Below are 13,076 nucleotides of genomic sequence, written 5' to 3'. Positions count from 1 at the left end.
TCACGCGGCCATTCTCACGTGTCGGCCAGAGCGGCCGACACCCGGTCGACCGCCTGCCGCGCGCTCGCCACGCACGCGGGGATGCCGACACCCTGGTACGCCGCGCCGCACACCGCGAGACCGGGGAGTCGGTCGACGGCGGCGGTGATGCGCGACACCAGGTCGAGGTGCCCGACGGCGTACTGCGGCAGGGCCCCGCCCCATCGCGTCACCCGGGTCTCGATCGGCGGGCCGGTGACGCCCACCGCCTCGGCGAGCTCGGCGGAGACCGCGGCAGCCAGCGTGTCGTCGTCGACCTGCAGCGAACGTTCCTCGCCGTGGCGACCGACCGAGCACCGGACGACGACGATGCCGGCGCCGGCGAGGTACGGCCACTTCGTCGTGACGAACGTCGCGGCCTTCGTCAGCCGGCCCCGCGACGCGGGGACGAGGAATCCGCTGCCCACAGGCGGTTCGGGGAACGCTCCCGCGGGGAAGGCGAGGGTCACCAGCGCCGTGCTCGCGTACTCGATCATCGCGAGATCCGCCGCCGCGTACGGACTCTCGACTGCGAGCAGCCGCGATGCGGGACGCGCCGGCAGCGCGAGCACGACGGCGTCCGCGGTCACCTGCTCCGGCGACCTGGGCGACCCGACCGTGAGCGACCAGCCGCCCTGCAGCAGGCGCAGCTCCCTGACGGTCGCGGACGTCCTGATCTCCGCGCCGCACCGCGACGCGAGCGCCGTGGGCAACCGGCCGAGCCCGCCCCGCAGGCTCGCGAACACCGGTGCGGACGTCCGTGGTGCACCCGCGGTCACCGCACGTGCGGCCGCGACCAGCGAGCCGTTGTCACGCAGGTACGGCACGAGCTGCGGGACGGTGGCGTGCAGCGAGAGCACGTCGGCGCGGCCCGCGTACACGCCGCCGAGCAGCGGCTCGACGAGACGGTCCACGATCGCGCGACCCATCCGCTCCCCGACATACCGGCCGACGGACACGTCCTCGATCACCGGAGTCGCCGGCAGGCGTTCGTCCTCGCGTACCCGGTCGACCTCCGCGGGCGCGAGGAGGCCCGACGACGCCAGCGCGTCGAGGTCGGCGGGGACGCCCATGACGTGCCCCGTGGGCATCGGTCGCAGCGTGTCCGTCCAGATCGCGGCTCTCGTGGTCCCGGGCTCCACGAGCTCGTCGCCGAGACCCAGCGCGCAGACGAGCTCGACGCCCTCAGGACGCCGGGCGAGCATCGCCTCGGCACCCTCGTCGACGGGCACGCCGGCGACCTCGGACACCTGGAGCTTGCCGCCGACCCTGGGCGAGGCCTCGAGGAGGGTGACCCGGACGTTCTCGTCGCGGCGGGTCAGCTCCCACGCCGCGGTGAGCCCCGCGACTCCCCCGCCGACGACCACGACGTGCCGACGACCTGACGGGTCGGGACCACTGGACATGACCGAAAGGCTCTCAGACCGCGCGGCGGGTAACGGAACGGCGTCGGTCACATCCCGGAGGCATCCCTCCAGCCGGGTGAGGCGTGTAGGGGGACATCGGACGATCGAGGAGGCACACGGTGACCCATCGGACCGCGCCGCGCAGGCGGCGCCTCTACTCCGCGGTGGCGATCACGCTCGCGTGCGTGGCCGCCGCCACCGCATGCAGTGCGGGCGACGCCATGAGCGGCCCGAGCGGTGACCGGGCGGAGTCCCGTGCGGCCGAGCCTGCCGACACCGCGGTGCCCGGCCAGACGCAGGGCGGGTCGAGCAGGGAAGAGGGCGGGTCGGGCAAGGACGAGGGCGGTGCCTCGAAGCAGGCGCCGGTGGACGACCAGCTCCTCACCTACACCGCGAGGCTCGAGGTGCGGGTGAAGAACGTGGCCGACAAGAGCGCCGAGGCCGACCGGATCGTCACGCAGGCCGGCGGCTACGTGGAGAACCAGCAGGAGTACGGCGAACGGCCCGAGGCGCGCACCGTGACGAGCCGGTTCCGCGTGCCGAGCGACGAGTACCGCCGGGTGCTCGGCCGGCTCACCAAGCTCGGCACGAAGACCAGCTCGTCACAGCAGGTCGACAACGTCACCGAGGCCGTCGCCGACGTCGACGCCCGGGTGAAGTCGGCGAACGCCTCCCTCTCGCGGCTCCGCTCCCAGATGGGCAAGGCGGAGGACCTCACCGAGGTGCTCGCCGTCGAGAGGGAGATCAGTCAGCGCCAGGCCGAGCTCGAGTCGTTGCAGGCACGCCAGCGCGTCCTCGCCAAGCAGGTCAGCCACGCCACGATCACCCTCGAGCTGGTCGGACCGAAGCACGCGCCGGATCCCGACGAGGCCGGCTTCCTGCCCGGGCTGCGCGCCGGCTGGCACGGCCTGGCGGTGTTCGTGACCGGAGCGCTCACCGTCGTCGGCGCGTTCGTCCCGTTCCTGCTCATCGTCGTCCCGCTCGGGGTCGTCACGTACGCCGTCGTGCGCCGCCTCCGGCGCTCCCGCAAGCCCTCGACCCCGGTGGAGGAACCGGCCGACGCGTAGCCCCGGCCCCTCTCCGAATGATCATGTTGAGTGCGTCGTTTCCGTGATCCCACCGTGATTCGGGGGTTCCCACCTGCTGCAGGTGAGGGGAACCCCCGAATCGCGATGCACCGCTGGACCCCGGCAGGGGCCAGCACCCCCGCTGGGGTCCCCGGCTGGGGTGGACACCACGACCGGGGACCCCAGCGAGGGCCGGGACCACGACCGGGGACCCCGACAGGGGTAGGCGGCACGAGACGGCCGTCAGTGGCGAGCACTATCCGGCGGGCGTGGGGCGGCCAGGGCCGTCCTGGTCGTCGACGGCGTCCGCGAGCTGGTCCAGGGACCGCTGGAGCTGCGCACGATTCACCACCGGCATGTGGGCCAGCATGTCGAGGTGGGTGAAGGAGGACCAGTCGTACGTCTGGCTGACCACGGTGCGGTGCTCACCATCGGGTTCCAGGCGCCACACGTAGGTGTGCCCGGCGGGCTCGTGGCCCGGCTCGGCCGGTGCCCAGCCAAGGGCACGGTCGGGTTCGTAGACGACGACGTGGTTCTCGACCTGATGGTCGCCCTTGAAGTCGTTGTGCATGTTCATCACGAACACCGATCCCACCTCCGACACAGTGAGGTGGTCCACCGACCCACGAACCATTCCGCTGGTGTCGAGCAGCGGATGGTTGTCGACGTTCGCGAGGAAGGCGAACACTCGACCGACGGGAGCCGCGACCACGCGGCTGACCTGGCTCATGCGGATGTCGTCGGTCATGGTCTACCCCGTCGTTGCCGACTCCGTGTGCACCAGGTCGACCAGCCGGGTGAGGATGTCGGGGTCGGTCGACGGCATGACGCCGTGGCCGAGGTTGAACACGTGGCCGTCGGCGGTGCCGCCGTACCTCAGCACGTCACGTGCCCGGTCGGCGACGAGCTCCCAGGGGCCGAGGCACGCGGCCGGGTCGAGGTTGCCCTGCAGCACGACACCGGGGCCGACCCGCGCGGCCGCGTCGTCGAGCCGTACGCGCCAGTCGACGCCGACCACCCCGGCCCCGGCATCGGCCAGGTCACCGAGCAGCTCGCCGGTGCCGACCCCGAAGTGGACCTTCGGCAGCTCAGCGGGCAGGGCCGCGAAGACGGCACGCGTGTGCGGCAGTACGAACGTGCGGTAGTCCTCCTGCGCGAGGACGCCGGCCCAGGAGTCGAACAGCTGGACGGCGGACGCCCCGGCGCGGACCTGCGCGTCGAGGAACGCGCTGGTGATCCCCGCGATCCGGTCGAGCAGCGCGTGCCAGGTGTCGGGGTCGCCGTACATCAGCGCCCGGGTCCGCTCGAAGTGCCGCGAAGGACCGCCCTCCACGAGGTACGACGCGAGCGTGAACGGCGCGCCAGCGAACCCCAGCAGCGGCGTGGCGCCGAGCCGCTCGACGAGCAGCCCGACGGCCTCGCCGACGAACGAGACCGCGGACGGGTCGAGCTCGGGCAGCGCCGCGACGTCGGCGGCCGACCGCACCGGGGTGTCGACGACGGGACCGACGCCGGGACGCAGGTCGACGTCGACGCCCGCCGCGTGGAGCGGCACGACGATGTCGCTGAACAGGACCGCCGCGTCGACGCCGTACCTGCGCACCGGCTGGAGCGTCAGCTCGGCCACCAGCTCGGGCCGGCGGCAGGCCTCGAGCATCGGCACGCCCTCCCTGGCCCGCCGGTACTCGGGCAGCGCGCGGCCGGCCTGGCGCATGAACCACACGGGGGTGTACGGGACGGGCTCGCCCCGGCACACGCGCAGGAAGGGGGCGTCGGCGAGTTGATCGGTCACCGCCGTGATGCTGGCACACCGCGCGGCGCCCGCGACACGCCGGGGCGCCTCACGCCCCGACCGGCCGTCGTCTGCCACCGTCGGAGACAGCAGCACACGAGTTCGCAGCCGGGGGCAGACGGAGGACCGCTCATGACCCAGCGCTTGCCCACCGCCCTCCGCCGCTCCGCTCCTCGCTCGGCGGGCAGGTGGTCCTACGCGGCGCTCCGAACCGCTGCGATGCTCACTCTGGAGGACGGCTCATGACCCAGCCCGAGCGTTACTGCCCCTCGTGCGTGGCGGTCGTCGCGTTCGAGCAGCCACCCTGCCCCGACGGCCACGAGGAGTGCCCTGACCTGGCCTGCACGCTGTGCGGGACGGTGCTGTTCACCGGGGTCGCCCCGAGTCGCCGAGGCCACGACGCCTCCCACCGGGCTCCGCACGCCGCGTGACCCCTTTCGGCGCGCCGGACCGGCGCAACTCGACGAGTTCGTCCTACGCTGCACGCATGACCGTGTTCGGGGACACGGACGGGACTCCCGTGGAGTTCCGCCGCGCCATCACCAGCCTGCGGGCGGCGTCGTTGCGTCCGGAGATCCAGCTGGACGAGACACCGGCGCCACGCCGGCTCGCTCCCTACGCGGTCGCCATGTCGGCCGACGTGGTCGTCGCCGGCGACGAGGAGCTCGCGACCGGACGGTTCGTGCTCCTCCACGACCCGGACGCCCCCGACGCCTGGGACGGCACGTTCCGGGTGGTCTCCCTCGTCCAGGCCGATATCGAGCCAGAGGCCGCCGCCGACCCACTCCTGCCCGCGGTCGGCTGGAGCTGGCTCATCGACGCGCTCGACGCGTGGCAGGCGCCCTACGGCAACGCCAGCGGCACCGTCACGAGGCTGGCCGAGGAGTCCTTCGGTCTCGACCGCCCGCCGACCGCCAAGGTCGAGATCCGGGTGTCCTGGACCCCGCACGACACCGAGCTCGGTCACCACCTCAGCGCGTGGGCCGACCTGCTCTGCCAGGCCGGCGGGCTGCCGCCGGTGCCGCCCGACGTCGCGATCCTGCCCGGCCGCTCCCGCTGACGGCGCCGCTCACCGCTGTCGCAAGACCGCCGGAGGCAGTCGGCACTGTCGCCAAGACCGCCGTCAGTACCGCGTGACGGTCGCCGCCAGCCGGGCGAACCGCACGGCCAGCCGGCGCCAGGTGTGGGCCAGCTCGTCGTCGGCGGCCCGTACGGCCGAGACGGCGGCCGGCACGTCGATCCCCCGCCTGCTCTGCGCAGCGCCCTCGCCGGCTGCCCATCCTGCGAACCCGCCGACGTCGACCTCGGGATGGAACTGCACCCCCCACGCGGCACGCCCCAGCCGGTACGCCTGCGGGTAGCCGTCGGCGCTCCTGGCGAGCGGCTCGGCACCCTCGGGCAGCCGGGTGACCACGTCGGCGTTCCAGTGCACCGACCTGACCCCCGCCGCGAACCCGCCGAGGAGCTCGTCGCCGGCGGCGGCGGGCAGCAGGCCGACCTCACGCAGCCCGATCTGGGTGCCGGCAGGGCTCCGCCTGACCTCGCCGCCCGCGGCGACGGCGAGCAGCTGGTGGCCCAGGCAGATCCCCAGGCACGGCGCGGAGCGTTCGACGTATGACCGCAGCAGCCGCTTGGCGCCGGCCAGCCACGGGAACTCCGCGTCGTCGTTCGCACCCATCCGGCCACCGAGGACGACGAGTGCGTCGTGCGCGGGGGCGGACGGGACCTCGTCACCGGCGTACGGGCGGACGACGTCGGGTTCGAGGCCGGCGGAGCGGAACCACGGCTCGAACGAGCACAGCCCGGCCCCCTGTTCGTGTTCGATCACCAGGACATTCGCCACCAGGCCGAGCATACGAGGCCGTTCGCGACACCTGTGCGACCGCTTTCCGGCGCGTCTGCGGGACCGGTGACCGGTCGGCGACATACGGTGGAGGTCATGTCCCAGGCGGTTCCCGACCACGCGGTGGCACCCGACGCCACCGACGCGGCGCACGACACGGTGCGCCTGTTGGAACCACGAGACGGCATCCCGACGGTCATCGAGCGCCCGGCCGACCTGCACGCGGCGCTCGACCGCTTCGCCGCGGCGCGCGGCCCGGTCGCGTTCGACGCCGAGCGCGCGTCGGGCTACCGCTACGGCCAGCGCGCCTACCTCATCCAGCTGCGGCGACCCGACGTCGGCACGCTGCTCATCGACCCCGTCACGCTGCCCGACCTCGGCGTGGTGACGGAGACCTTCGCCGAGGACGAGTGGGTGATCCACGCCGCGATCCAGGACCTCTCCTGTCTCGCGGGGGTGGGGCTCACCCCGCCGCGCCTGTTCGACACCGAGCTCGCCGGGCGCCTGCTCGGCTACCCGCGGGTCGCGCTCGGCACCCTCGTCGAGGCCTTGCTCGGCTACACCCTCGAGAAGGGCCACGCCAGCGCCGACTGGTCCACCCGGCCGCTGCCGCGGGAGTGGCTGGCGTACGCGGCGCTCGACGTCGAGCTGCTCGTCGAGCTGCGTGACCACCTCGAGGACGAGCTCGAGGAGGCCGGCAAGCTCGCCTGGGCCCGCGAGGAGTTCGCCGCCCTGCTCGCCGCGCCGCCGCGTACCGAGCGTCCCGACGCCTGGCGGCGCACGTCGGGGATCCACAAGGTCCGTGACGCGCGTGCCCTCGCGATCATCAGGGCGATGTGGCTCACCCGCGAGGAGCTCGCCCGGACGCGTGACCTGGCTCCCGGCCGGGTGCTCTCCGACGACCTCATCGTGGCCGCCGCGCTCGCCGCCCCCGCCACGGTCGACGAGCTGCGTCGCGTCCCCGGGTTCGGCAACCGCAAGATCGCGGCGTCGGTCCAGGCCTGGCACCGGCCGATCGCCGAAGGGCTCGCCCTGCCCGACCGCGACCTGCCGCGCCGCCGGCAGCACGCCGCCGACGAGCCGCCTCCCACCAAGCGCTGGGGCAGCAAGCAGCCCGAGGCCGCCGCGCGGCTCACGGCGGTGCGGGGCGTGGTCACCACCCTCGCCGAGCAGCACAACCTGCCGCAGGAGAACCTCCTGCCGCCGGCCGCCGTACGCCAGCTCGCCTGGCAGCCGCCGTCGCGCACCGACCACGACGCCGTCGCCGCCGCCCTTCGCGCCGAAGGGGCACGCGAGTGGCAGATCGACCTCACTGCCGCGGACATCGCGCACGCCCTGACCTGACGCGGCACTAGGATCATGGCCATGCCCGGGCCGCCCCACGCCGATCCCCCGGGTCCGCCGACCCCGCCGCCCTACGGTCAGGCGCCGGTCGGCCAGCAGGCGCCGTACGGCCAGCAGGCGCCGTACGGCCAGCCGGTACCGTACGGCCAGCCGCCCGCTCCTCCCGCCGCCGGGTACCTGACCGCGGGCTTCGCCCCGCCGGCCGCGCCTCCGTACCCTCCCTACCCGCCGGCCGTTCCGCAGATCCCCGTGGGCGTGCGCGCCGCCGCCGCGCGCACGACCGGTGCACTGCACCGCTTCGCGCTCGGTCTCGGCGCGTACTGGCTCGGCCTCGCGCGGCTCGTGGTCAGCCCGATGCTGTGGCTCCTCGTCCTCGCCCCGGTCGTCGTGGGCCTGGGCGTCTACTTCGGCGTCGTCACGCTGCTCTACCACCTCGTCGACCCGCTCGTCGTCTGGCTGACCGGCTTCATGGCGGACTGGCCGGACCAGGTCAGGGACCTCACCAGGCGGGGCGTCGCATGGTGGGCCACCCGGTCGGTCCGCGGACTGGTCCGCGACGTGCTGCTGCCGTTCAGCGTCGTCGTCGGCGCGTTCGGCTACGTGCTCACCGTGCGCCGGATCGAGCGACGTCTCGGCGAGGGTCCCGGCGCGGCGCGGCAGCCGTACGGCTCCGCCGTCCTCGCCGCGACCGCGCGGACCGCCCTGCTGCTCGGCGTCTCGCTCCTGCTGTGGCTGCCCGTCTTCGTCGTCGGCATGCTGCCGGTCGCGAAACCGTTCGTGTTCCTGTTCGAGTTCTTCCTCAGCGGGTTCCTGTTCTGCTGGCTCTTCTGGACGATCCCGCTCGGCCACTACGGGATCACCGGGTTCAGGGCGCAGTGGCGGTCCTGCTGGTACGACCGCGCCTACCTGTTCGGCCTCGGCGGGATGTACTTCCTCCTCGACGTCGTCCTCTCGTTCACCTCGTTCGACTGGCTCGCCTTCGCCACGACGCCGGCCGCGTTCGTCGGCGGTGCGCTGCTCCACCGCCGGGCCAGGGGCCTGCCGACGAGGCGGCCGCGCCCGACCCGCGTTGCGGAGGCACGATGAGTGTGCTTAGCCTTACCTAAGTCCACTCCGCCACCGTGATTCGAGGACCCATCGTGCTCGGCAACTACCTCATCGGGCTGCGCGAAGGGCTCGAAGCCTCGCTCGTCGTCAGCATCCTCGTCGCGTACCTGGTCAAGACCGACAACCGCGCCGGCCTGCGACCGGTCGCACTCGGCATCGGCGCCGCGGTGGCGCTCGCGCTCGCGTTCGGCGGCGTCCTCACGTTCACGGCCTCGCAGCTGACGTTCCAGCTGCAGGAGGCGTTCGGCGGGTTCCTGTCGCTCCTCGCCGTCGGGCTCGTCACCTGGATGATCTTCTGGATGCGGCGCACCGCACGCCGCCTCAAGGCCGACATCGAGGGACGGCTCGACCGGGCGCTTCAACTCGGGCCCACCGCCATCGCGGTCGTCGCGTTCGTGTGCGTCGGCCGCGAGGGTCTGGAGACGGCCCTGTTCCTCTGGACGAACATCCTCAACTCGGGCTCGACCCTGATCCCGATCGTCGGTGCGGTGCTCGGCCTGCTCACCGCGGTCGCGCTCGCGTACCTGCTCTACCGGCGCGCGGTGAAGATCAACCTGGCCAGGTTCTTCACCTGGACCGGCGCGTTCCTCATCGTGGTCGCGGCGGGCGTGTTCGCGTACGGCTGGCACGACCTGCAGGAGGCGAACATCCTGCCGGGCCTCTCCCTGCTCGCATTCGACGTCAGCGGCGTCATCTCCCCGGCAAGCTGGTACGGCATCCTGCTCAAGGGCACGCTCAACTTCTCCCCGACGCCGACGGTGCTCGAGGCCGTGATGTGGGTGGCCTACTTCGTGCCCACCGTGATCGCGTTCTTCTGGCCGAGCCGCAAGCCGCGCGCCGGCACGTCGAGCGCGTCCACCGGCCCGGCCGAGCCCGCCTCCGCCGAGCACTGAGGCTCCTCCCGCACTCGTCGGCGGGGTTCCTGGCGGACCTTTGTTACTCGTGAGTAGCATGGGCTCGTCCACCGCCTCTGACCCGGAGGAACCAGTGCCCGACAAGTCCGCAGAGCCCCGCGCGCCACGCACCCTGCGCGAGGTCGTGTTCGTCGACGGCGTCCGCACGCCGTTCGGCAAGGCCAAGGGCGCGTACACCGAGACGCGCGCCGACGACCTCGTCATCCGCTGCCTGCGCGAGCTGCTGCGCCGCAACCCCGGGCTGCCGCCCGAGCGGGTCGACGACGTCGCGATCGCGGCCACCACCCAGATCGGCGACCAGGGCCTCACGATCGGGCGCACCGCCGCCCTGCTCTCCGGCCTGCCGAAGTCCGTGCCCGGCTTCGCCGTCGACCGGATGTGCGCGGGCGCGATGACGGCGGTCACCACCGTCGCGTCTGGCATCGCGGTGGGGGCGTACGACGTCGCGCTCGCCGGCGGCGTCGAGCACATGACGCGGCACCCGATGGGCGAGGCCGTCGACCCCAACCCGCGGATCATCGCGGAGAAGCTCGTCGACCCGTCGGCCCTGGTGATGGGGCAGACGGCGGAGAACGTCCACGACCGCTACCCGGAGATCAGCAAGGAGAGGGCAGACGCCTTCGGTCTCGCCAGCCAGCGCAAGCTCGCGCAGGCGTACGCGGAGGGACGCATCCAGCGCGACCTCGTCTCCGTCGCCACGAGGAACCAGGAGGAGGGCTGGGGACTGCAGTCCGTCGACGAGCCGCCCCGGCCGGACACCAGCCTCGACGCCATGGCGGGGCTCAAGACGCCGTTCCGGCCGCACGGCCGGGTGACCGCGGGCAATGCCGCGCCCATCACCGACGGCGCGACCGCGTGCCTGCTCGTGGCGGAGGACGTCGCCGAGGAGCTCGGGCTGGCACCGCGCATGCGCCTGGTCTCGTACGCGTTCGTCGGCGTCGAGCCCGAGGTGATGGGCGTCGGCCCGATCCCGGCGACGGAGAAGGCGCTCGCCAAGGCCGGCCTGGGCATCGACGACATCGGACTGTTCGAGATCAACGAGGCGTTCGCCGTCCAGGTGCTCGCGTTCCTCGACCACTTCGGCATCAAGGACGACGACCCACGGGTCAACCCGTACGGCGGCGCGATCGCGGTCGGCCACCCCCTCGCCTCATCGGGCGTGCGCCTGATGACCCAGCTCGCGCGGCAGTTCGCCGAGCATCCCGAGGTCAGGTACGGCATCACCACGATGTGCGTCGGCATCGGCATGGGCGGCACCGTCATCTGGGAGAACCCGCACTTCGGCACCGGGGAGAACGCATGAGCAGCGCCACACTGGAGTTCCCCGACGAGGTCGTCACGCACGCGCACGTGCGGTACGCCGACCTGCCGCACGGTGCCGGCACGGCGGCGCTGATCACCCTCGACAACGGCCTCGACCACACCAAGCCGAGCACGTTCGGCGTCGGCGGCCTGCGCGAGCTCGGCGCCGCGCTCGACGAGGTCGAGGCCCACGACGACCTGGCAGCGGTCGTCGTCACCGGCAAGCCGTTCATCCTCGCCGTCGGGGCCGACCTCAAGGGTCTCCCCCAGCTCGCGACGCACGAGCAGGCACTCGCCATCGGCCGGCTGGGACACGACGTGTTCCGGCGCCTCGGCGAGCTCTCCGTGCCGTCGTTCGGCCTGGTCAACGGTGCCGCGATGGGCGGCGGCCTCGAGGTCGCGCTGCACTGCACGTACCGCACGATCTCGTCCGCGGCGAACGGCATCGCGCTGCCCGAGTGCTTCCTCGGCCTCGTGCCCGGCTGGGGCGGCACCCAGCTGCTGCCGAACCTCGTCGGTCCCGACGCCGCGGTCACGGTCATCATCGAGAACGCGCTCAACCAGAACCGCATGCTCGACGGGCCGAAGGCGTTCGGGCTCGGCATCGCCGATGTGATGTTCGACGGCGCCGACTTCCTCGAGCGCAGCCTCGACTGGGTGGCGCAGGTCGTGACCGGCGCCGTGACAGTCGAACGTCCGGAGATCGACCGCGGCGAGGCGTGGGACGCCGCGCTCGCCCGCGGCCGCGCCGTCGCCGACCAGAAGCTGCATGGCGCGGCGCCGGCCCCGTACGCCGCACTGGAGCTGCTGGAGCTGGCCCGCACCGCCGACCGCGACACCGGCTTCGCGGCGGAGGACGACGCGCTCGCGACGCTCATCATGAGCGACGAGCTGCGCGCGAGCCTCTACACGTTCGACCTCACCCAGCGCCGCGCGAAGCGGCCGGCGGGAGCGCCGGACAAGAGCCTCGCCAGGCCGGTCACCAAGGTCGGCATCGTCGGTGCCGGACTGATGGCGAGTCAGCTCGCGCTGCTGTTCGTGCGCCGCCTCGAGGTGCCCGTCGTCCTGACCGACATCGACCAGGAGCGCGTCGACAAGGGCGTTGGCTACGTCCACGGCGAGGTCGACAAGCTGCTCGGCAAGGGCCGCATCGGGTCCGACAAGGCCAACCGGCTCAAGGCGCTGGTCACCGGCTCGCTGTCGAAGGATGCCTTCGCCGACGCCGACTTCGTCATCGAGGCCGTCTTCGAGGAGATGAAGGTCAAGCAGCAGGTCTTCGCCGAGTGCGAGGCCGTGGTGGGCGAGACCTGCGTGCTCGCGACGAACACGTCAGGGCTGTCGATCACCGAGATGACGAGCGGACTGCGGCACCCGGAACGCGTCGTCGGCTTCCACTTCTTCAACCCGGTCGCTGTGCTCCCGCTGCTCGAGGTCGTCCGCGGCGAGGCCACCGACGACGCCACGCTCGCCACCGCGTTCGCCGTCGGCAGGCAGCTGAAGAAGTCGTGCGTCTCGGTGAAGGACGCGCCCGCGTTCGTCGTCAACCGGCTGCTCACCAGGTTCCTCGGCGAGATCACCGCAGCCGTCGACGAGGGCACGCCGCTGGAGACCGCCGACCGGTCCGTCGCGCCACTCGGACTGCCCATGTCCCCGTTCGTGCTGCTGCAACTGGTCGGACCCGCGATCGCGCTGCACGTGTCCGAACAGCTGCACGAGGTATACCCGGACCGGTTCGGCGTGTCAGAGAACCTCCGCCGGCTCGTCGAGGCCGGCAAGTCGGGGGTCTACGTGTGGGAGGGCGCGACCCCGAAGTTCGACCCGGAGGTGGCCGCCCTTTTCGAGTCCGGCGACTCGCCGTCCACCGAGGACGAGGTACGCGCCCGCGCACTCGGCGCCCTCGCCGAGGAGGCCAGGCTGATGCTCAACGAGGGCGTCGTCGCCGAGCCGCAGGACGTCGACCTGTGTATGGCCCTGGGTGCCGGCTGGCCGTTCCACATCGGCGGCATCACGCCGTACCTCGACCGCGAAGGCGTCAGCGAACGCGTGACCGGCCGCCGCTTCCTCGCCCCGGGGGTGGCGAGCCTCCCGGCGTGAGCTCGCCGGTCCACAGCTTCACCTCTCCGAGGTGGACTTCACCTCGTCCCGGGACGAGGTGAAGTCGACGTTGATCACGTTAACCTCGATTGTTCACGTGGGGTGGTGGTGTGGCCGTGGTGGGGTGTTGTGGGGTGTGGTTGAGGTGTTTGCGGGGTGGGGGGTAGGGCGGTGGCCCGGTTGTCGCCT

The 13,076-nt window shown here is 72.6% G+C and carries 12 protein-coding genes; 8 read left to right on the top strand and 4 right to left on the bottom strand.

What is annotated here, in order from left to right; all coding sequences use genetic code 11:
• Positions 1–14: 14 nt before the first annotated feature.
• Complete coding sequence (gene hemG / locus GEV10_13740; protein ID MQA79516.1) at positions 15–1,424, bottom strand: protoporphyrinogen oxidase; 1,410 nt, start codon at positions 1,422–1,424, stop codon at positions 15–17.
• Positions 1,425–1,543: 119 nt separating this feature from the next.
• Here hemG and GEV10_13735 point away from each other — a divergent pair, with 119 nt between their 5' ends.
• The gene (locus GEV10_13735) at positions 1,544–2,491 is read left to right on the top strand and encodes a DUF4349 domain-containing protein (protein MQA79515.1); all 948 of its coding nucleotides are present in this window, start codon (positions 1,544–1,546) and stop codon (positions 2,489–2,491) included.
• 256 nt (positions 2,492–2,747) lie between these two features.
• On the opposite strand, the gene GEV10_13730 is transcribed toward GEV10_13735, so the two are convergent.
• Both GEV10_13730 and hemE read right to left on the bottom strand, forming a co-directional pair.
• Complete coding sequence (locus GEV10_13730) at positions 2,748–3,239, bottom strand: hypothetical protein (protein MQA79514.1); 492 nt, start codon at positions 3,237–3,239, stop codon at positions 2,748–2,750.
• A gap of 3 nt (positions 3,240–3,242) precedes the next feature.
• Positions 3,243–4,292: a uroporphyrinogen decarboxylase gene (gene hemE / locus GEV10_13725; GenBank protein ID MQA79513.1), complete on the bottom strand. Its 1,050-nt coding sequence runs from the start codon at positions 4,290–4,292 to the stop codon at positions 3,243–3,245.
• 233 nt (positions 4,293–4,525) lie between these two features.
• Here hemE and GEV10_13720 point away from each other — a divergent pair, with 233 nt between their 5' ends.
• Both GEV10_13720 and GEV10_13715 read left to right on the top strand, forming a co-directional pair.
• A complete protein-coding gene (locus GEV10_13720; protein MQA79512.1) occupies positions 4,526–4,714 on the top strand; it encodes a hypothetical protein in 189 nt (62 codons plus the stop codon).
• Between the two features lie 56 nt (positions 4,715–4,770).
• Positions 4,771–5,343 carry a DUF3000 family protein gene (locus GEV10_13715; GenBank protein MQA79511.1) on the top strand — a complete coding sequence of 191 codons (573 nt, stop codon included), beginning with the start codon at positions 4,771–4,773 and terminating at the stop codon, positions 5,341–5,343.
• A 63-nt stretch (positions 5,344–5,406) separates the two neighbouring features.
• Here GEV10_13715 and GEV10_13710 read toward each other — a convergent pair whose 3' ends face one another.
• Positions 5,407–6,210, bottom strand: coding sequence for a type 1 glutamine amidotransferase (locus tag GEV10_13710; protein ID MQA79510.1), 804 nt, complete (start codon positions 6,208–6,210; stop codon positions 5,407–5,409).
• Between the two features lie 12 nt (positions 6,211–6,222).
• Between GEV10_13710 and GEV10_13705 the strand changes: the two genes are divergently transcribed.
• Genes GEV10_13705 through GEV10_13685 form a run of 5 tightly spaced genes read left to right on the top strand, consistent with a single transcriptional unit; the run spans position 6,223 to position 12,887 of the window.
• Positions 6,223–7,470 carry a ribonuclease D gene (locus GEV10_13705; GenBank protein ID MQA79509.1) on the top strand — a complete coding sequence of 416 codons (1,248 nt, stop codon included), beginning with the start codon at positions 6,223–6,225 and terminating at the stop codon, positions 7,468–7,470.
• 21 nt (positions 7,471–7,491) lie between these two features.
• Positions 7,492–8,556, top strand: coding sequence for a hypothetical protein (locus GEV10_13700; protein MQA79508.1), 1,065 nt, complete (start codon positions 7,492–7,494; stop codon positions 8,554–8,556).
• A 53-nt stretch (positions 8,557–8,609) separates the two neighbouring features.
• Complete coding sequence (locus tag GEV10_13695; protein MQA79507.1) at positions 8,610–9,470, top strand: iron transporter; 861 nt, start codon at positions 8,610–8,612, stop codon at positions 9,468–9,470.
• Between the two features lie 58 nt (positions 9,471–9,528).
• Positions 9,529–10,794 (top strand): acetyl-CoA C-acyltransferase, encoded by a 1,266-nt coding sequence (locus GEV10_13690; GenBank protein ID MQA79506.1) that lies wholly within the window; start codon positions 9,529–9,531, stop codon positions 10,792–10,794.
• On the top strand, positions 10,791–12,887 hold the full coding sequence (locus tag GEV10_13685) for a 3-hydroxyacyl-CoA dehydrogenase (protein MQA79505.1): 2,097 nt from the start codon (positions 10,791–10,793) through the stop codon (positions 12,885–12,887). Before GEV10_13690 ends, GEV10_13685 begins: the two co-directional genes overlap by 4 nt.
• Positions 12,888–13,076 lie beyond the last annotated feature (189 nt).

Source organism: Streptosporangiales bacterium, from assembly GCA_009379955.1.
Lineage (GTDB): Bacteria > Actinomycetota > Actinomycetes > Streptosporangiales > WHST01 > WHST01.
Note: the sequence above shows the minus strand (reverse complement) of the source record. Positions and strands in the feature narration are given on the sequence as shown.